Below are 20,283 nucleotides of genomic sequence, written 5' to 3'. Positions count from 1 at the left end.
GCCTCCTTGGCGTTCGCAATATTGTTTCAATTAATTCGCGATGAAAAATAAAACATTTTAAAAAGTGATCTTGTTCAAACCGAAGCTCAACAACCCTGATAAAAACATGGAAAATACAGGCACTTATCGTATTTTTATAAAATTATTCAAAAAATAGAAGTGTGATCGTAAACAGATAATTTATTGATATTTAGCAGATTAAGTCGATCCAGTTCACAATAACCTTGACCATTACAACCAAAAACTTATTTATCAATGAAAAATAATTAGACATCGATCACGCTTAATTTCCTCAAAAAATAAAGAAAGCCCCAACATGAGGTTGAGGCTTTGCCAAAAAATTAACTTACAAGAATTGAGTTATTTCACGCTGGTCACTCGACTTGCTTTCTCACCAGTTGCTGACACGGAACGGATAAACACTTCACCTTTCACATTTGGACGAGCATTATCTGCGTAAGTTAGCCAGTTCTTGCCGTCTAGAGAGTATTGAAGCTTCACCCCTGGGAACTGAACGTTCATTGCTAGCTTGCCATCTTCTACTTTCGCACCTGGTACAGGCAGGCGGTAGTCGATACCTGATTTTTCTAGCTTAGCCAGTTCACGTTGGCCAAGTACGTTCGCAAAGCGGTTGTAGTCTTGGTTTAGCGCGACTTTGTCTACTAGGTTAGAGTTTTGCGAGTATTCAACACCCACTTTGTAGTCGTTTTCCCAATCAGCACGGTGCCATGCACGCTCAGCGGCTGCTAGTACGCGAGGGAATACCATGTACTCGTATTGCTCATCGTTACGTACTGTCTCAGACCAAAGCTGTGCTGATAGACCGTAGAAAGGTTTCGCTTCGATTTCACCTTTACCAGTGAAGCCGTTACCATCGCGGTCTACAGAAGTTTCTGCGTTTTGAGGCATGTTCTCTGGTGCAAAACCAAACATCTTACGAGTATCTGTTGCACGTGTTGCCCAGTAGTAACCACGCTCTTTCGGGTCAACTTCGTACGGCATGTCCATGTACACGTAGTCTGGGTTAGAAACGATAACGTCGTAACCTTTCTTAGACCATTCGTACACTGATGATGTGCCCCCCCAGTAAAGAACGTCCCAGAAGTTAACACGTGTGTTTTCTGTTGCGAACGCTTTCTCACCTTCGCTGTACTTAAGGCCATCTTGCCAAGCTTGGAAGTTTGGAATGCCTTTCTCTGCCACCATCTTCGACACTTCTTCTGCAAAGTGGCTTGGTAGATGAGCAAAATCGCTTACCGTACCGTCTGCAATTAGCGTCTGACATTGTGGAGATTGTGCAAATGGCTTGTCTTGCTTAGACAAATCAATGTTACCCTTCCAGCTTACTTTGTCTTCTGCGTTGATGTCTTGCAGACCAGCGCCTAGCTTGATGTTCTTCGCTTCGTCACCACCAAAGTGCCATGTTGTTAGCGGCGTGCCCGCTTCTTGGTGCATTGCTGCTACTTCTGAAATCACTTTATCAACAAAGCGAGTGGAAGATTCCATACATGGATTGATGAAGCTTTGCTTGTTGTAGAACTGAACCGTCGTTACGTTCGATGTATCTTGAGGGTCCATCAGGCGGTACTCGTTCGCTTCGGCTTCTTTGCCTTCTTCCATCAGACGGTCGTAACGTGCTTCCATTGATATCACTGCTGCACGTGCGTGCGCTGGCATATCGATTTCAGGAATCACTTCGATGTTACGCGCTTTCGCGTACTTCAAGATGTCCACGTAGTCTGCTTTGCTGAAGAAGCCAGAGCCAAAGTTGTCTGTCGTTGCGCCTGAGCCAAGCTGAGGCAGTAAACAGCTTTTCTCTTCCAAATCGAAACAACGGTTAGCACCCACTTCAGTCAGCTCAGGCAGACCCGGGATTTCTAAACGCCAGCCTTCATCATCCGTTAGGTGAAGGTGTAGTTTGTTCATCTTGTACGCGGCCATTTGGTCAAGCGTTGCAAGAATTGCGTCTTTAGAGTGGAAGTTACGAGCCACGTCCACCATCACACCACGGTAATCAAAACGCGGCGCATCTTTAATAGACAGTTGTGGTAGAGAATCAGCATTTTGGCTATCTACCAGGCCAAAGATAGATTGTACTGCGTAGAAAGCACCTGCTTGGTCAAACGCTTTAATCGCAATACCGTCGCCTTTGATGCTCATTTCGTAAGCACCAGATTTTGCCAATTCACCGGTGAAGTCTGCAGGAACAACAGTGATGCTTACAGGAAGATCACCACGAACATCCACACCTACCACTTCTGCACGACCTTGAATTGCTGCGTATTGAGCCGCATCGAATGCGTCTTTAGGCAGCGCAATACCCGCCGCGATATCTACCGTACCTTTACCTGCTTCAACAGACATTGGCGTTGGTAGTAACGTGGTTGATACGTCTTGTTTTGCTAGATCTTCGTTCTTCTCGAAACGAGACACAGCGCTCGCAAATACGTTGTTGTCATCTGGCGTACGTTTTAGGTTGTTACCCTCAAGGCCAGTCACGAAAGATGCAACGTCTTCTGTGTTAAGAGAAGCGATCATCTTAGGCTCTGCATTTGGTGCAGCAACGAAAGCGCCTGGCATGAAGTCAGTTTCAAATAGCTGCCAGTATTCAGCAACAAGAGGAAGCACAACCTCTTCACCCGCAGCAAAACCATCAAACTTATCTGTTGGTTCTAGTTTGTGTAGATCACCCGTTACGCGAGAGATTTTAAACTGTTCGTTTTCAACATCCAGAATCAGACGAATGCTATGGAAGTAAATAGCCCAATCTTTTGAGTCAACCGCTTCACCTTGGTTAACCAGCGTCATGTTTACCTTGTTACAAGACGCCCACTCAGCCCCTAAGTCCTGACAAGCAAGACCTTCGTTTGCACCGTGGTTAGTCAACACTTGGTATTGAATATCAAGATTATTAGCCAACGAATTTACAACTTGTTGTTCAGAGCTTTGCAGCGCAGAGCAACCTGCTAATGTAGTGATAACAGAAACAGCAATCAGACTAGGTTTAAACATCTTACTTCCCCAAAAAAGTCAGTGGTTCAAAACGACAATGATAAAAATCTCGGCCCCTCAAATGCGAGGTGCCTAACCGTTACATTCAACATACAACCTGTTATTTCTAAGCGTAAAATAAATAGAAATAGGAAGTGATCCAGTTCAAAAAATGACACTCAGAAAAAATAATAAAAACCTAATTTTCATGGAGTTACAATACACGTCAAAATCGAACAACTTGTTTTGACGAGTTTGCTGCGATCTAGGTCACTTATATTCATGAGTTACGACTGATTTTGTAAGATTTGGATCACGCCTAATTATTTTGTGAGCCATTAGTAAGCGAATTACCTATTTACCTTTCGTGAAGTGACTCTCATTTATTCGTCGTCAAAACTCGTCAATATTTTTAGAAATGACGATTTTGTCGAATACCCCACTGGAGAAATTGCACTTAACCTCACGCTATTTTGCGTATAAAGTTTAAAGGTATCTTATCTGAGGACCATTCTATGTTTCGTCTCTTGACGCTCATATCATCTCTACTTGTTACTTTGACTCCTTTTTCATCTTATGCAGAGCCACAGCATTGGTTAGCAAAAAAAGGGGAAACCGAACTTATGATTATTGGCTCGGTACATGTGGGGGATAAAACGATGTACCCACTCCCTAGAACGGTCATCCAGCATTTAAGCCAAAGCACAGGGTTGATTATTGAAGCAGACGTCAGGAATTCTGAAGGCTTGGTTTACCCACAAACAACCATTCTTTCTAAAGATGTTTTAGACAGAGCTCAACGTCGCCACTTAATTGAAATTGCCCAAGATTTAGGTTTGCCAGAAACTCAACTCCTAAATTCCCCACCTTGGATGGCCGCATTCACCATCCAACTCGCTTTAGTCAACAAACTGGGGTATGTCTCTGATAAAGGGGTCGACATGCACTTAATAGGACTCGCTGATAAAAAGCAAATCCCGGTCATTCCACTAGAGTCCGTGCAATTCCAAATCGATTTAATCGCAGGTCAATCAGAAGGCGGTAAAGAGATACTTCTCTCATCAATTGAAGAATATGATGGCGGAGAAGAGTTGGTTCAATGCTTGATAGAGAGTTGGAAGAGTGGTGATGGTAGCATGTTGGTCGAAGCCTCTTTGACCGATCATACAACAGAAGAGTTTAACCAAGCCTTTTTATACGAGCGTAATCGAGATTGGGCTAAAAAACTCGACACTGGCAGTGTTCTACCTCAGCAATCGGGTCGTTACACCGTTGTTGTTGGTGGCTTGCATTTAGTAGGTAAAGATAACCTGATTGAACTGCTTAAAAATCGGGGATTTAACATCAAACCACTGGGTAAGACGCGCCAAGCAAATTGTGATATCTAGTGATTGTTTGAAAAATGCCATTTAAATACAATTATTTAAATACAACCATTTAAAATTCATTCAAACTTTCTTATAAAACGCCGTTAAGCTAAGTGGATACAAAACAACTCATATGAAATTTAAATATTTATTCCTATACACGATTGGAATTATGCTCACTTCTTCGCTGTCTTATGCTAAACCGCCATGCAACGTAGAAGCTTTTCAAGCTATTGATATAACTCCGGAAGTAAAAGGCGGTGTTTTAGATAAAGAGAGTGGTCAATTTCTTATTACCGAAAAACCAATGATGCGTTGCGCGAACATCACGTTTTCAACAGCCCACACTCGAAATCGCGTTGCACATATGATGAACCAAGGCTTTGAAGCGGTTTACTATGATGGAAATACAAGCAAATCTCACTCAGTAACGTTTGATGAAGACGATTTAAAAGCGGGTTACGTCAAGATTGGGCCAAATCACCCAAAGACCGCTTATGTCTGTTTCACTACTTCTGAAACTCCTATCAATACTATCTCGTGTGACATCAAGTAATAAATTTACTCGCTCTTAAAAAATGAAAAGGCCCTACATTTCTGTAGAGCCTTCCTCTCAATACGTGTCGGTGAAGAGCCATGTTCTAACTTCAAGCGAACCCCATTTGGTTCGATACTATTGAAGTCTAAAATTACTAGCACTAAAAACGACGAAAGCCTGCTCATTGAGCAGGCTTTCTGAAAGTGGTCGGTGAAGAGGGATTCGAACCCCCGACCCTCTGGTCCCAAACCAGATGCGCTACCAAGCTGCGCTATTCACCGAGATGTTTAACTGAGGAATTGTCCCCGTCAACGAATGCGTATATTACGGATTCTGAACTGTGGCGCAAGTGCTTTTTACAAAAAAACCTTAGGTCTTAATTCGTTTGATGAATAACTGAACACTAGCACGTAAAATGTGACTGATAACTCACAACAAAATACAGTTTATTAACCTTAGCAACATAATTGATCCAGATCAGTGTGCAACAAGACACCGCCATTTAGTTTATTCCTGTCGGGAACATCTTGGAGGAAACGTATGGACTTTTGGCTTGATCTCCTATTTGGTAATGCAGTGGGTCTATCGTCAATGATAGTAATTTTTGGGGCAATTGGTCTGATGTTATTTTACGGCGGTTTCTTCATATACAAGATCATGAACGACAAATCTCCTCACTAGATCTCGCTTAGCTCTAGAAACGCTTTGCACCGGAGTCGGTTACTTGCCTACTCCGGTTTTTTATTTGATCTCAATGCACCACTCATTGATATAATCCTATTATTCTTCCCTGTTCTTAATGAGATTACTGCTATGTCTCACGACGACGATTTTGATCTATTTCAACAGATGATGGGCGATGTAAAGCCAATCACTCAAGACACCACCGAACACAAAAAAGTACACCAAGTAACAGAAGCACAGCTCGCAAAACGCGAAGCAGCAATCTGGTTAACGGAAGATGACCCAGAATACCTATCACTTGATCACGCTGAAATGCTCAAGCCAGAGGACTTTGTTGAGTTCAAACGTGATGGTGTACAGGACGGGGTTTACCGCAAACTTCGCCTTGGTAAGTATCCAATCCAAGCTCGCTTGGATTTGCACCGTAAAACATTGAAAGAAGCACGCGATGAAGTCGTGACGTTTTTAAAGCAATGCCTATCAATGGACATTAGAACGGTCGTTATCGTCCATGGTCGAGGAGAACGCTCAAATCCACCTGCAATGATGAAAAGCTTTGTTAGCAGTTGGCTACGACAAATAAAGGAAGTCCAATGCGTCCATAGTGCGCAACGCTTTCACGGTGGAACTGGAGCCGTTTACGTCCTACTTAGAAAAAGTGCGGAAAAGAAATTAGAAACCCGCGAACGTCACCAAAAACGGTTAGGCTAAATTTCACCCTAATGCTAGAATGCCCGCCCTTATTCTTCCTTCCCCTTAAAGGAAGCGAGCTTCATTCGCCGTTGTGAAACGTTAGGAGACAAAAATGTCACAAGACAACGCTAAACGATTAAATAAATTCATCAGTGAAACGGGGTTTTGCTCACGCCGTGAAGCAGACAGACTGATTGAGCAAGGCCGTGTCACCATTAATGGCAACAAACCTGAAATGGGGACAAAAGTGCTACCTGGTGATGATGTTTGTGTGGATGGTAATCCAGTGGCAGCAAAAGAGAAGCCGATTTATATCGCTCTCAATAAACCAACAGGCATCACCTGTACAACTGAGAGAGACGTCCCTGGAAACATCGTTGATTTCATCGGCCACCAAAAACGTATCTTTCCGATCGGCCGCTTAGACAAACCCTCTGATGGTCTGATCTTTTTGACCAACGATGGCGACATCGTGAACAAAATCCTTCGCGCAGGCAACAACCACGAAAAAGAGTACGTCGTACGCGTGGACAAGCCAATTACAGGAGAGTTTCTCAAACAGATGTCGAGTGGCGTTAAGATTCTCGACACAGTCACCCTACCTTGTAAGGTAACGAAAGAAACTAAATTCTCTTTCCGTATTGTGCTCACTCAAGGACTTAACCGTCAGATCCGTCGCATGTGTGAAGCGCTGGGCTATGAAGTATTCAAGCTGCGTCGCGTACGCATCATGAATATCTCTCTTGATGGTATTCCGAATGGAAAATGGCGTTACCTAAGTGACGAAGAAGTGGCAGAGATCCTAGCAATGTGTGAAGGCTCTGTAGGTACAGAAGAAGCATCAAAAACAGACTCTAGAGGTCGCAACATTCGTAAAGCGACCGACGCGAAGCTGTTTGATAGCCGTGAAGAAAACCAAGATTCTACTGCTCGTCGTAACCAGAAGACACGAACTTTCCGCGGTAACAATGCTGATGAGTTCCGTCATGCACCAAACTCGAAAAAAGGTCAACAAAAGCGTCGTCAGCGTGATGATGAAGGCGGACGTCCAGCTAAAGAACATTACAAAGCGAAACCACAAGGTGAACGCAGCAGACCGCAAGGCGAGCATGGTAAATCGCACCGTAAACCAGATGCATCGAGCAATACGCATTCAGCAAACAAGCCTCAATCACCGAGTAAGCCTAAGCAGCATTACATGAATCCAAATGCCGCGAAACCAAGCAAACCAGCTAAACGCACTGGTGGTACATTGAGTCTGAAGAAGTAACACTTCACTGACACAGGCAAGATCAAAAAAGGACGCTCATGAGCGTCCTTTTTATTTGTCATGAGTTTACAAACAAAGAGGTGCAAACTGACCACGAGTTAAGCTCAGCAAATCTCTCGGGGCTAACTCAATTTCTAAACCACGTTTACCAGCACTCACACAGATTTTGTCTTGCTCTGCTGCGCTTTCGTGCAAAAAAGTAGGTAAGGCTTTCTTCTGCCCTAGTGGGCTAATTCCACCAACGACATAACCTGTGGTCTTTTGGGCGATTTCCGGATCAGCCATATCGGCCTTTTTGCCCTTCGCTGCTTTCGCCGCCAGTTTTAGGTTCAGCTTTTGATCAACAGGGATAATCGCAACCGCAAGGTTCTTTGGCTCCCCGTTCAAGCAGAACAACAAGGTTTTAAATACTGTTTTCGGATCCTGTCCTAGCGCTTCAGCAGCTTCTAAACCATAACTATCGGCTCTAGGATCGTGCTCATATTGATGGATGGTGTGTGGAATTTTTTTCTTTTTCGCAAGATTAATGGCCGGAGTCATCAAGATTCTCCTCATAAAAACAAAAAGCGCAGACTGAATTGGATCTGCGCTTTTAGTTAATGATATCAGCGAGTTTGAGTCAATCGCTTTTTCTCTGTTGGGTTACTGATCAATCGCCGTATCAACTAAATACGTGATTTCACCTGAAGGGGCATACTCATTAACATCAATAGGGCTATGTGTTTCTAAATAATCCTTCAAAACTTCAGCATCGGTAAAACCTGTATTTACATACCCTGGATGATCGTCGATTTTAGGGTAGCCATCACCACCAGCAGCATTGTAGCTTGGTACGGTAAAGCGGTAATTACCATCTAAGCGAAGTTGCTTATTACCAATAAACACATTGGTTACCTCACCATTATTGATACTCATCGCAATGCCGGCAAACTGTGCATAAGCTCCAGAATCAACAGGCTTAGTTGCAACGACATTTAGATAATCTAATACCTCTTTACCCGTCATATCAACGTAAGAAACCATATTGCCAAATGGCTGAACAGTGAGCACGTCTTTATAAGTAATATCACCCGCAGCAATCGAATCTCGAACACCACCAGAATTCATTACGGCGAAATCTGCTTTCGCACGTTCCATGTGAGCCGTTGCAATTAATCGACCTAAGTTTGTTTGCTGGTAACGAACCACATTGCGGTCACCCTCAAGCTTACCGTTAGATTCTGCAATCTTCACGTTTAGTTTGCCCTGACCTTTTTCTTGATAAGGACGAAGAAACTCAAGCATCGCTTCGTCTTGTTCAATCTCTTCTTGGATCAAAACTCGTTGCGACTGACCATCAACTTTAATTTTCTTTTTCAAGTTTACAGGGATTAGATCGTAGCTCACCATCGAGAGTTCGCCATTACGAAACTCGTAATCGGCGCGTCCCACATATTTCCCCCACTCATGTGCCTGAACAATAAAGGTACCATTTTGTTTATCGGGCTGACATTCATCACCTGGTTTAAAGTTCTTTTTGATAACGTTTGGACCTTCCATGCACACAGGTTCTTGTGAGTGTCCTCCAACGATCATGTCGAGATCGCCGTCATTCAAATAACGAGCTAACGCCACATCGCCAGGAGCATTGATGCCTCTATTACCATTTTCATAGTGTCCCATATGCGTGACAGCAAAAATCAGATCTGGATACTCTGTCTCTTTCAGTTCTGCAATCAACTTCTTGGCTTCTTCTTTCGGGTCACGGAAGTCAATTTGTTCAATGAATTCAGGGTTGCCAAGTTTCGCAGTGTCTTCGGTTGTAAGACCAATGACCGCAATTTTAATGCCCTGCTTTTTAAACATCGCGTATGGTTGGAATAAACGCTTGCCAGTATTTTTATCGTAAATATTGGCAGACAACATCGGAAAGTTTGCCCACTCTTGCTGCTTGAATAGCACGTCCAATGGATTATCAAACTCATGATTACCTAGAGCCATCGCATCGTAACCAATTTTGCTCATGCCTTTGAAATCCGGCTCGGCATCTTGTAAATCAGACTCAGGTACTCCTGTGTTGATGTCACCACCAGAAAGCAGTAACACGCTGCCCCCCTCAGCCTGTATTTCTTCGCGCAAATCATCGATTAACGTTTTACGCGCCGCCATGCCATATTCACCGTATCGATTTTGCCAAAAGCGACCATGATGATCGTTAGTGTGCAACACGGTCAATTTATAGGTTGTATCGGCATTCCATTCTGGTGCAGGTTGCGTAGCACACCCAGCTAACGAGGCCAAGATAGCGGCACTCAAAACAGTTTTGATCATCAGACGCTGATTCATTTAGTTACCTTTTTCTTATTGGGATTACTGACGCACATTTTAGGAATTCGATCTATTTGAAAACCACGTGCACCCTAACACATTGATTTAATAATTATGATGCATTGTTTAGCAATAACAAATTCATCAGTAACAAGTTTGAGAATTTACAGTTTTTCAGATAAAAAAATAGCCAACACTCGGTTGGCTATAGTATTTGTTACCACCAGTCATCTGGCGTTTACTTGATATCGATATCTGCAAAGCTCTTGATTAGATCATCAAGCGATTTCATTTGTGCTAAGAATGGCTCTAACTTGTCTAGAGGCAGTGCAGATGGGCCATCACAACGCGCTTGGTCTGGGTTTGGGTGCGCTTCGATAAATAGGCCTGCGATGCCTGTCGCTAGACCCGCTTTTGCAAGCTCAACTGTCTGCTCACGACGGCCGCCAGATGCTGCGCCTGATGGGTCACGCATTTGTAGTGAGTGCGTTACGTCAAAGATGATTGGGCTACCTTTTGAAGCATTTTTCATCACACCAAAACCAAGCATGTCTACAACTAGGTTATCGTAACCGTGGCAAGAACCGCGCTCACATAGGATGATCTTGTCGTTACCGCATTCTGTGAACTTCTCAACGATGTTACCCACTTGACCAGGGCTCATAAATTGAGGTTTCTTCACGTTGATAACCGCACCTGTTTTAGCCATAGCTTCAACAAGGTCAGTTTGACGAGCTAGGAATGCAGGAAGCTGAATAACGTCTACCACGTCAGCGACAGGTTGAGCTTGTGCTTCAGTGTGAACGTCCGTGATGATCTTTACACCAAAAGTGTCTTTCAGCTCCTGAAAGATTTTCATACCTTCTTCCAGACCTGGACCACGGTATGAATGAACAGAACTGCGGTTTGCTTTGTCAAACGATGCCTTAAATACGTAAGGAATACCAAGTTTTTCCGTTACTTTTACGTAGTGCTCACAGATCTGCATCGCAAGATCACGAGACTCAAGAACGTTCATACCTGCAAATAGGGTGAATGGCTTGTCGTTAGCAACCTGAATGTCGCCGATATTAACGATTTTCTGTTCCATTTTGATTCTCTTTTTCTGTCCACGATACGCCACAGTTCGGCACATCGATAAAATTAGTGAAGTGTGACGTGCGTTTCACTCATCACATTAACTTGTGATTTTAGTAGCTCGGAAGCCGGATCGTCAGGGCATTGGTCAATAAAGTACTGAAAATCTGATACCGCTACTTGAGGGCACTCTAGCTGTTGGAAAATAAAACCACGGTCACGAATTTCGTATGGGTCATCTGGCACAAACGTTAGAGCAAGATTTGTACAACGTAATGCCAGCGTATAATGCTCTTCACGCAACATCGCACTTTTAATCAATGCCAACCAGCGACCAATAATTGTTGGGTTGTCAGCTTCCTCAAAATGTTCAGCCTTTAGCTGAGCTAGCGGTCCTTCCTGGCCAATAAGCCAAGCTTGAAGAATCCTTTCACCTACATACTCACCATTAAATGGGTTGATGTAGTCTGGCTTCTTATGCATCCAGTCGACTTTTAACAGGAACTGAGTAGGGAAAGTAACTCCCTTCAACGGGAACCCCAGCTTTTTGCCTAGGTATAACAAAATCGAACCTAAGCTCACAGGAATACCTTTTCTGCGCTCCAACACTTTATCGATGAAGCTGTTGTCCGAAATAAAGTATTCCTGCTCGTCGCCTTTGAATCCCCACTCGTGGAAAAACAGTCGTAGGAATGCATCAAATCGTTGCTCTTCATCGGTTTCATGAACAAGCGTGGCTTCTGCATCTTTGTAAAGACGCTCTAACTCTTGTTTCGCCCAATGTACTTTGGTTTCTGGGTTAATCGCTTTGTTTAGCTCAAGCGCACCTTCCACCAACGGTATATTGTCAAAATCTTCGTCAAAAAACTCTAACATGACGTCTATCCAAATAACGTAGGGCTCTTAGACACAGCAATGTTTGCAGCCATGACCAACCAACCTAATGCGCCGAAAAAGCCAAATATCTTCAGTAGGTTGTTTTTCGCAAGTTTCAATGAGAAGAATCCAAGCGCAATGTACGCCAGTACGCAGGTGATTTTGTTTGTTAACCACGGTGCGGCATCGGTAAACGGGATGAAACCAGTAATGAAAATAAGCGCGATACCTGACACTAGCAATGCAGTATCAACGATGTGGGGAAACACTTTCAAAAAGCGATTATTTCGCTTCGGTGAGTTCATCATCATTAACACGAATCGGATCGATAGTAGCGTCGCGCTGAGAGCGATCGTCACTAAGTGTATGTGTTTTAGAGCTACGTACATTTTTCTTCTCTTTTTAGTTAGTGTTTGCTGACTTCCATGATTAACTGGCCAGACAACCAAGTGTTACTCGATCGTTACCGCCATAATCTTTTTCCGTAGCGACCTGTTGGTAACCAAAGCCACGCATTATCTCACGCACCGCCTCACCTTGATCATAACCATGCTCAAATGCCAGCCAACCGCCCACTTCAAGATACTGACGAGCAAGATCCGAGATATGGCGAATATCAGCTAAGCCATTCTCTTTAGCAACTAATGCAGATTTTGGCTCAAAGCGCACATCACCTTGGGATAAATGTGGATCTTTTTCATCAATATATGGCGGGTTGGAGACAATTAAAGCAAACTTCGTACCCTCTGCAATAGGCTCGAACCAACTGCCTTGAGCAAAGGTCACATTTTTGATGTTTAGCTGCTCAGCATTGTACTCTGCAAGTGCTTTCGCTTCTTGCTTAAGGTCTACGCCCATCACTTGACGTTTTGGCATTTCAGATGCGAGTGCGATAGCAATTGCCCCCGTCCCCGTTCCAAGATCTAAAATAGGTCCTGTTTGCTCATAGGTCTTATCGAGTGCAACTTCGACCAAACGTTCTGTATCCGGTCTTGGGATCAAGGTGGAGGGAGAAACTTTGAACGGTAGAGACCAAAACTCTCGCTCACCAATAATATAAGCGACGGGTTCACCAGTTAAACGTCGTTCAAGTAGAGCATCAAACTGAGATTTTTGCTCTGCTTCTAACGCTTTTTCTGGCCAGGTCAGCAGGTAAGTTCGTGGTTTGCCAAGGACATGGCAAAGGAGTACAGCTGCATCGAGAGAAGGCGACTCTTTGCCGCCTTCTGCCAGTTTCGCCGTCGCACTTTTCAGTGCTTGCTCAATCGATTGAACTTGGCTCATCGATTAGCCGTTCTCTGCGAGCGCCGCAAGTTGGTCTGCTTGGTGCTCTTGAATCACAGGATCAATCAAGCTCTGCAGGTCACCTTCCATCACTTCGTTCAAACGATAGATGGTCAGGTTGATACGGTGATCAGACACACGACCTTGTGGGTAGTTGTATGTACGAATACGGTCACTACGGTCACCAGAACCTAGAAGGTTACGACGTGTATCAGACACTTCTGCGGCACGACGCTCTTCTTCCGCTTGAACGATACGAGCAGCAAGAACCGCCATTGCTTTCGCTTTGTTCTTGTGCTGTGAACGCTCATCCTGACACTCTACTACCGTACCCGTTGGTAAGTGGGTAATACGGATTGCAGAATCCGTGGTGTTAACGTGCTGACCACCCGCGCCAGATGCACGGAACGTATCGATTTTCAGGTCTGCTGCTTTGATTTCAGGCAGATCCGCTTCAGGGATTTCCGCCATTACTGCTACTGTACAAGCAGAAGTATGCACACGGCCTTGAGATTCAGTTGCAGGAACACGCTGTACACGGTGACCGCCTGACTCAAATTTCAACACGCCGTATGCACCGTCGCCGCTTACTTTCGCGATCATCTCTTTGTAACCACCGTGCTCTGCCTCGTTTGAAGACATGACTTCGATGCGCCAACCACGCTTTTCTGCGTACTTGCTGTACATACGGAATAGATCACCCGCGAAAATACCCGCTTCGTCGCCACCCGCACCTGCACGAATTTCTAGGAAACAGTTACGATCATCGTTCGGATCTTTTGGCAGAAGAAGAATCTGTAACTCATCAGTAAGACGCTCAATCGTCGCTTTCGCTTCTTTGATTTCTTCTTGCGCCATTTCACGCATTTCTTCGTCGTCTTCGTTTGCCATCTCTTCAGCGGCGACAAGATCTTCTTGTGCTTGTTGATAAGCTTGGAAGCACTTGGTTACTTCTTCTAGCTGAGAGTACTCTCTTGATAGAGCACGGAATTTGTCCTGATTTCCAATTACATCAGGATCACCAAGAAGATGTTGAACTTCTTCGTAACGTTCTACTAGCGTTTCTAGCTTAGTCAGAATAGAGGCTTTCATAGTGTCGTTTTCTTAATAAAAAGCGTGAGTTATAGATCATCCAAGCCAAGTGTTTGGCGGATAATCGTTAATTTTGCTGGTTCGCCTTGCTCAGCTGCACTTTGCAATGCGCGAGTTGGAGCGTGAATCAGTTTGTTGGTGAGTTTATTACTCAGCTCGCGCAGCACTTTCTCCGGATCTGCGCCTGCCGCTAAAGATTGCAAACTTTTGCTCAGTAACTCTTCACGAATTTCGTTGGCTGATTTGCGATAGTCGCGAATACTATCGACGGCTTGCAGTGAACGCAACCATGTCATAAATGCAGCGCTTTCTTCACTAACAATCGCTTCAGCTTGAATCGCTTCGACTTTACGCTGCTCAATGTTGCTGTCGATGATAGATTGCAAGTCATCAACAGAATACAGATATGCGTCGTTCAGTTCACCGACTTCCGACTCCACATCTCGCGGCACCGCAATATCGACCAACAAGATAGGTTGATGCCGGCGCTGCTTTAGAGCCGTTTCGACCATACCTTTGCCAATAATAGGCAATGGGCTCGCCGTTGAGCTAATCACAATATCCGCTTTCGCCAAATGTTCAGGAATTTCGTTCAAACTGATCACTTCTGCGCCAAATTGGTCCGCTAAGCCTTGCGCGCGCTCTTTAGTGCGGTTCGCGACAATCATTTTTGTGCAACCGTTGGACGCTAAATGCTTCGCGACCAATTCAATCGTCTCACCCGCACCAACTAAAAGCACGGTTGAATCTGATAACGACTCAAAAATATGTTTTGCCAGTGTACATGCCGCATAAGCCACGGACACGGCATTACCACCAATATCTGTCTCTGTTCTCACCCGTTTGGCGACTGAGAACGTCTTTTGAAACAGTTTATCAATCGAGGCATCGACAGCTTGATGATCTCGCGAGTCAGAAAATGCTTGCTTTACCTGCCCCAAAATTTGAGGCTCACCCAACACCAGAGAGTCAAGACCGCACGATACGCGCATCAAATGCTTTATTGCAGCTTGTTCTTCATGAACATACAAACTCGGCATTAAATCTTCGCGGCTCACTTGATGAAATTGAGCAAGCCAATCGATCAACTTGTTTCGCGCTCCTTGCTTAACATCGCAGTACAACTCAGTTCGGTTACAGGTTGAAACAATCACACTGCCGTTAACTGCTTCGTGCTCTCTAAGTTGCTCGAGTGCAGGGCCGAGTTTATCCGGACCAAACGCCACCTTCTCTCGCAAGTCGACAGACGCTGTATTGTGATTAATTCCAATAGCAAGCAAGGACATCTAACGTGGTATCTCTGGGATAGGTTATAAAATAGGTCCAGAATTTTACTGTAAGCACGCATTTATTGAAAGGGTAAGCCGGATTTGTTTTCCTAAGTGCGACTTTTCAATGCTATAGTTGTGAGCGATTCCCGATGAAACTGATTAATAAGCCATCAAACATGACGTTACGCTCCTTTATTCTTTTTTTCTTGTCGAGCTTACTGCTCGCTGGTTGTTCGTCCGTTCCTGAAAGTGTTACCAGCGTTGAATGGCAAGCTCATGAGCAGCGACTCGAAACCATCCGAGATTTTCAAGCAACGGGGAAACTTGGTTATATTGGCCCAGACCAAAGACAAAATTTAAACTTCTACTGGAAACATTCTTCAGCACTAAGCCAGTTGCGTTTAACAACGATTCTCGGACAAACGGCATTAAAGCTCACCATCACCCCACAAGGCGCCACAGTAGAAACTTACGATGATCAGGTCCTTTCTTCTCGCAGTGCTAATCAGCTGATTTACCGTCTTACAGGGTTGATGATGCCCGTCGATCACATGCCTGACTGGCTATTAGGTCTACCGACCGATGCCGACAAATTCCAACTGTCTCCAACCAATACACTGCAAGCGTTAAACAAACAAATTGGTTTAAATGATTGGAGTATTGCATATCAAAGATATGGCGACGTTCAATGGCATGAACAGTCTCTCCCTCTGCCAAATAAGCTGAAACTCACCACAGCTGATGTCAAAATAAATCTAGTGATCACAAAATGGAACATCACCCAATGATTGAACTTTCAACACGCTGGCCATCACCAGCGAAATTGAATCTCTTTCTACATATCAACGGCCGTACAGAGAATGGCTATCACGAGTTACAAACGTTATTCCAATTCGTCGATCACGGCGATGAGCTCACCATTCAAGCGAACCATTCTGGTGATATTACGATTTCTCCAGAGATAGAAGGTGTGCCTCTTCAAGACAATTTAATTTGGAAAGCTGCAACCGCGCTTCAAACTTACTCAAACTGCCCTTTTGGCGCGCATATTGAGCTACAGAAAGTGCTGCCTATGGGTGGAGGCATTGGTGGGGGCTCATCGAATGCAGCTACAGCATTAGTGGCACTGAATTACTTATGGCAACTGAATCTAACTGACGACGAACTGGCTGAAATAGGTTTAAAACTAGGCGCAGACGTGCCCGTATTTGTGCGCGGATTTGCAGCTTTTGCTGAAGGTGTTGGTGAAAAACTCTCTCCTGCTTATCCCGAAGAAAAATGGTATTTAGTCGTCAGACCGAATGTATCTATCGCAACCGTCGACGTTTTTTGTCATCCAGATCTGACGCGAAACACCCCAAAACGAGATCTAGAAACACTTTTAAATACGCCAAGCGTAAACGATTGCGAAAAAATTGTACGAATGCTCTACCCAGAGGTTGATAAGCAACTTTCTTGGCTGCTACAATACGCGCCGTCAAGATTGACGGGGACAGGATCTTGCGTTTTTGCTGAATTTTCGAGCAAATCTGAAGCAGAAACTATCCTTGCACAACTCTCTGATAAAGTCTCGGCATTTGTCGCTCAAGGGCGCAATATTTCGCCATTAAAAGAGACTTTGGCTGAATACCAATCAGCCTCACACCGACCTATTTAAACTGGACGCAAACCCGAGGTTTCCACCGTGCCTGATATGAAGCTATTTGCTGGTAACGCAACACCTGAACTAGCCCAACGTATTGCTGATCGTCTTTACATCTCTCTTGGTGATGCATCTGTTTCTCGCTTTTCTGATGGCGAAGTTGCAGTTCAAATCAATGAGAATGTTCGTGGTAGCGATGTTTTCATCATTCAATCCACTTGTGCACCGACTAACGACAACCTAATGGAATTGGTTGTTATGATTGATGCAATGCGCCGTGCTTCAGCAGGCCGTATCACTGCAGTTATCCCTTACTTCGGCTACGCTCGCCAAGACCGTCGTGTACGTTCTGCGCGTGTGCCAATTACTGCAAAAGTTGTTGCTGATTTCCTATCTAACGTTGGTGTTGACCGCGTTCTAACTATCGACCTACACGCAGAGCAAATTCAAGGCTTCTTCGATGTACCTGTAGACAACATCTTCGGCACGCCAGTGCTACTTGAAGATATGCAGGCTCGCGGTCTAGATAACCCTGTAGTGGTATCTCCTGACCTAGGTGGCGTTGTTCGTGCTCGTGCAACAGCAAAAGCACTAGGCGACATCGACATCGCAATCGTAGATAAGCGTCGTCCACGTGCAAACGTTTCTGAAGTAATGAACCTAATCGGTGATGTTGAAGGTCGTGACTGTGTGATCGTTGATGACATGATCGACACAGGTGGCACACTATGTAAAGCAGCTGAAGCACTAAAAGAGCGCGGTGCTAAGCGTGTATTCGCTTACGCTACTCACGCAGTATTCTCAGGCAACGCTGCGGATAACATCAAGAACTCAGTTCTTGACCAAGTTATCGTAACTGACTCTATCTCTCTGTCTAAAGAGATGGCTGCAACAGGTAAAGTGACAACACTAAGCCTATCTCGCATGCTGGCTGAAGCGATTCGTCGTATCAGCAACGAAGAGTCAATCTCTGCAATGTTCAACTAATACGAACATTTCAGTTACACTGATTTCAAAAGCACCCCTCTTTGGGGTGTTTTTTTATTTGTATCGATAGGCAGAAAATCCCTTGGTCGCCCACCGCGAGTTTTCTGTGCTATCATACTGCGCTTTTTGAGATTCCAGAGAGATCCTAACCTTGAGTCAACAAATCAAACTTCTTGTTGGTCTTGCTAATCCAGGACCAGAATACGCCAGAACTCGTCACAATGCGGGCGCTTGGGTTGTAGAAGAATTAGCACGCGTTCACAACGTTACACTGAAGAACGAACCAAAGTTTTTTGGTCTAACAGGACGCATTATGGTCAATGGCCAGGATCTCCGTTTGCTTATCCCAACCACCTTCATGAATCTATCAGGTAAATCGATCGCTGCGCTTGCGAAATTTTATCAAATTAAACCTGAAGAGATCATGGTTGCTCATGACGAGCTAGACTTACCGCCAGGTGTCGCTAAGTTTAAAAAAGGTGGGGGTCACGGTGGACACAACGGTCTGCGTGACACCATTAGCAAACTGGGCAATAACAAAGATTTTTATCGTCTTCGTATTGGCATTGGTCATCCGGGACACAAAGATAAAGTGGCGGGTTTTGTATTAGGTAAAGCGCCAGCTAAAGAGCAAGAGCTTTTAGATGCAGCAGCTGATGAGGCTGTTCGTTGTCTAGATATCCTGATTAAGGATGGCCTATCTAAAGCACAAAATCGCCTCCACACGTTCAAAGCTGAATAAGGTTACTATCATGGGTTTTAAATGTGGCATCGTTGGTCTACCTAACGTAGGTAAATCAACTCTGTTCAACGCACTAACTAAAGCGGGTATCGAAGCAGCAAACTTCCCGTTCTGTACCATTGAACCAAACACTGGTGTGGTTCCTGTGCCAGATCTACGTCTAGACGCACTAGCTAAGATCGTTAACCCACAGAGAGTTCTTCCAACGACGATGGAGTTCGTGGACATCGCTGGTCTTGTTGCTGGTGCATCACGTGGTGAAGGTTTAGGTAACAAATTCCTAGCTAACATCCGTGAAACAGACGCGATTGGCCACGTTGTACGTTGTTTTGAAAACGAAAACATTGTTCATGTTTCAGGTAAAGTTTCACCTATCGAAGATATCGAAGTGATCAACCTCGAACTTGCAATGGCTGACCTTGATTCTTGTGAGCGAGCGATTCAACGTAACGCGAAGAAGGCAAAAGGCGGCGATAAAGACGCAAAATTTGAACTAACCGTACTAGAAAAACTGTTACCAGTACTTACTGAAGGCGGCATGGCACGCACAGTTGAGCTATCTAAAGAAGAGTTAGCAGCAATCGGCTATCTAAACTTCCTAACACTGAAGCCAACTATGTACATTGCAAACGTAAACGAAGATGGCTTCGAAAATAATCCATATCTAGATGCGGTTCGTGAGTTCGCAGAAAAAGAAAACAATGTCGTTGTACCTGTATGTGCAGCTATCGAATCTGAACTATCTGAACTAGAAGATGAAGATCGCGAAGAATTCCTAGCAGATATGGGGATCGAAGAGCCGGGTCTGAACCGTGTAATTCGCTCTGGTTACGAACTACTGACTCTACACACCTACTTCACAGCAGGTGTTAAAGAAGTACGTGCTTGGACAATCCCTGTTGGTGCAACTGCGCCTCAGGCGGCAGGTAAGATCCACACTGACTTCGAGAAAGGCTTTATTCGTGCAGAAGTAGTCGGTTACGACGATTTCATCCAATTCAATGGTGAAAATGGCGCAAAAGACGCAGGTAAATGGCGTCTAGAAGGTAAAGACTACATCGTAAAAGATGGTGATGTTGTACACTTCCGCTTCAATGTTTAATTAAATGAATGAATTCTAAACACTTCATTTACACTAAAAGCCAGCTGTTAAGCTGGCTTTTTTAATACCTTAAGTAAATGAACAAAAATAAATTACGCAACTGCAAGCTAATTTATTTCCAGTTTTAGATCATAAACACGCCTCTTTGTTTAAAAAGGAAGCGAACGAGGTTTTTTCCGAAATTTATTAAAAAAAACTGTTGACGGATCTCACTCAACTTCGCATAATGCGCGCCGTTCCCAACGACAAGGCAACAAAGCGTTGAGAACAAAAAATATGGTTTTGGCTACGTAGCTCAGCTGGTTAGAGCACATCACTCATAATGATGGGGTCACAGGTTCGAATCCCGTCGTAGCCACC

The 20,283-nt window shown here is 44.4% G+C and carries 19 protein-coding genes and 2 tRNA genes; 11 read left to right on the top strand and 10 right to left on the bottom strand.

The annotated features are described in order from the left end of the window. Positions 1-360: 360 nt before the first annotated feature. The gene (locus R7R24_RS22625; RefSeq protein WP_054579500.1) at positions 361-3,012 is read right to left on the bottom strand and encodes a beta-N-acetylhexosaminidase; all 2,652 of its coding nucleotides are present in this window, start codon (positions 3,010-3,012) and stop codon (positions 361-363) included. 494 nt (positions 3,013-3,506) lie between these two features. On the opposite strand from R7R24_RS22625, the gene R7R24_RS22620 reads away from it, so the two are divergent. Together R7R24_RS22620 and R7R24_RS22615 are read left to right on the top strand one after the other, a co-directional pair. Then, positions 3,507-4,379, top strand: coding sequence for a TraB/GumN family protein (locus R7R24_RS22620; protein ID WP_054576682.1), 873 nt, complete (start codon positions 3,507-3,509; stop codon positions 4,377-4,379). 151 nt (positions 4,380-4,530) lie between these two features. Then, positions 4,531-4,914 (top strand): hypothetical protein, encoded by a 384-nt coding sequence (locus R7R24_RS22615; protein ID WP_005384085.1) that lies wholly within the window; start codon positions 4,531-4,533, stop codon positions 4,912-4,914. Between the two features lie 186 nt (positions 4,915-5,100). Here the strand turns inward: R7R24_RS22615 and R7R24_RS22610 are convergent. Continuing rightward, positions 5,101-5,177: transfer RNA gene (locus tag R7R24_RS22610), tRNA-Pro, on the bottom strand. Positions 5,178-5,436: 259 nt separating this feature from the next. Between R7R24_RS22610 and R7R24_RS22605 the strand changes: the two genes are divergently transcribed. The 3 genes from R7R24_RS22605 (at position 5,437) to rluF (ending at position 7,543) form a co-directional block, all read left to right on the top strand. Further along, the gene (locus tag R7R24_RS22605) at positions 5,437-5,577 is read left to right on the top strand and encodes a DUF3149 domain-containing protein (RefSeq protein ID WP_005382236.1); all 141 of its coding nucleotides are present in this window, start codon (positions 5,437-5,439) and stop codon (positions 5,575-5,577) included. Positions 5,578-5,709: 132 nt separating this feature from the next. Beyond that, positions 5,710-6,291: a DNA endonuclease SmrA gene (gene smrA / locus R7R24_RS22600; protein ID WP_005382233.1), complete on the top strand. Its 582-nt coding sequence runs from the start codon at positions 5,710-5,712 to the stop codon at positions 6,289-6,291. A 94-nt stretch (positions 6,292-6,385) separates the two neighbouring features. After that, on the top strand, positions 6,386-7,543 hold the full coding sequence (rluF, locus tag R7R24_RS22595) for a 23S rRNA pseudouridine(2604) synthase RluF (protein ID WP_054576681.1): 1,158 nt from the start codon (positions 6,386-6,388) through the stop codon (positions 7,541-7,543). Positions 7,544-7,609: 66 nt separating this feature from the next. Here the strand turns inward: rluF and ybaK are convergent, their stop codons facing one another. From ybaK to hemA, 8 genes are all read right to left on the bottom strand, one after another. Beyond that, positions 7,610-8,083, bottom strand: a complete 474-nt coding sequence (ybaK, locus tag R7R24_RS22590) for a Cys-tRNA(Pro) deacylase (protein ID WP_054576680.1) — start codon at positions 8,081-8,083, stop codon at positions 7,610-7,612. A gap of 102 nt (positions 8,084-8,185) precedes the next feature. Next, entirely contained in the window at positions 8,186-9,868 is a 1,683-nt protein-coding gene (gene ushA, locus R7R24_RS22585) for a bifunctional UDP-sugar hydrolase/5'-nucleotidase UshA (protein ID WP_054576679.1), read from the bottom strand. 220 nt (positions 9,869-10,088) lie between these two features. Continuing rightward, complete coding sequence (gene kdsA / locus R7R24_RS22580; RefSeq protein ID WP_054576678.1) at positions 10,089-10,940, bottom strand: 3-deoxy-8-phosphooctulonate synthase; 852 nt, start codon at positions 10,938-10,940, stop codon at positions 10,089-10,091. 53 nt (positions 10,941-10,993) lie between these two features. Next, positions 10,994-11,803 (bottom strand): SirB1 family protein, encoded by an 810-nt coding sequence (locus R7R24_RS22575; protein ID WP_042524122.1) that lies wholly within the window; start codon positions 11,801-11,803, stop codon positions 10,994-10,996. 5 nt (positions 11,804-11,808) lie between these two features. Further along, complete coding sequence (locus R7R24_RS22570) at positions 11,809-12,192, bottom strand: SirB2 family protein (RefSeq protein ID WP_005382225.1); 384 nt, start codon at positions 12,190-12,192, stop codon at positions 11,809-11,811. Between the two features lie 40 nt (positions 12,193-12,232). Further along, positions 12,233-13,087, bottom strand: coding sequence for a peptide chain release factor N(5)-glutamine methyltransferase (prmC, locus tag R7R24_RS22565; protein ID WP_047102915.1), 855 nt, complete (start codon positions 13,085-13,087; stop codon positions 12,233-12,235). 3 nt (positions 13,088-13,090) lie between these two features. After that, positions 13,091-14,179 carry a peptide chain release factor 1 gene (gene prfA, locus R7R24_RS22560; RefSeq protein ID WP_005382222.1) on the bottom strand — a complete coding sequence of 363 codons (1,089 nt, stop codon included), beginning with the start codon at positions 14,177-14,179 and terminating at the stop codon, positions 13,091-13,093. 29 nt (positions 14,180-14,208) lie between these two features. Further along, on the bottom strand, positions 14,209-15,465 hold the full coding sequence (gene hemA, locus R7R24_RS22555; protein WP_005384104.1) for a glutamyl-tRNA reductase: 1,257 nt from the start codon (positions 15,463-15,465) through the stop codon (positions 14,209-14,211). A gap of 134 nt (positions 15,466-15,599) precedes the next feature. Here hemA and lolB point away from each other — a divergent pair, with 134 nt between their 5' ends. From lolB to R7R24_RS22525, 6 genes are all read left to right on the top strand, one after another. Further along, entirely contained in the window at positions 15,600-16,238 is a 639-nt protein-coding gene (gene lolB, locus R7R24_RS22550) for a lipoprotein insertase outer membrane protein LolB (RefSeq protein ID WP_017819988.1), read from the top strand. After that, the gene (ispE, locus tag R7R24_RS22545; RefSeq protein WP_025768957.1) at positions 16,235-17,107 is read left to right on the top strand and encodes a 4-(cytidine 5'-diphospho)-2-C-methyl-D-erythritol kinase; all 873 of its coding nucleotides are present in this window, start codon (positions 16,235-16,237) and stop codon (positions 17,105-17,107) included. Before lolB ends, ispE begins: the two co-directional genes overlap by 4 nt. Before the next feature lie 27 nt (positions 17,108-17,134). Continuing rightward, positions 17,135-18,079, top strand: a complete 945-nt coding sequence (locus R7R24_RS22540; RefSeq protein ID WP_005393176.1) for a ribose-phosphate pyrophosphokinase — start codon at positions 17,135-17,137, stop codon at positions 18,077-18,079. A 151-nt stretch (positions 18,080-18,230) separates the two neighbouring features. Further along, positions 18,231-18,821, top strand: coding sequence for an aminoacyl-tRNA hydrolase (gene pth / locus R7R24_RS22535; protein ID WP_005384112.1), 591 nt, complete (start codon positions 18,231-18,233; stop codon positions 18,819-18,821). A gap of 10 nt (positions 18,822-18,831) precedes the next feature. Next, on the top strand, positions 18,832-19,923 hold the full coding sequence (gene ychF, locus R7R24_RS22530; RefSeq protein WP_005393178.1) for a redox-regulated ATPase YchF: 1,092 nt from the start codon (positions 18,832-18,834) through the stop codon (positions 19,921-19,923). 284 nt (positions 19,924-20,207) lie between these two features. After that, a tRNA-Met gene (locus R7R24_RS22525) sits at positions 20,208-20,281 on the top strand. Positions 20,282-20,283 lie beyond the last annotated feature (2 nt).

It is taken from the genome of Vibrio sp. 704 (assembly GCF_033339295.1).
The sequence above is the reverse complement of the archived record's forward strand: the minus strand, read 5'-3'. Positions and strand labels throughout refer to the sequence as shown.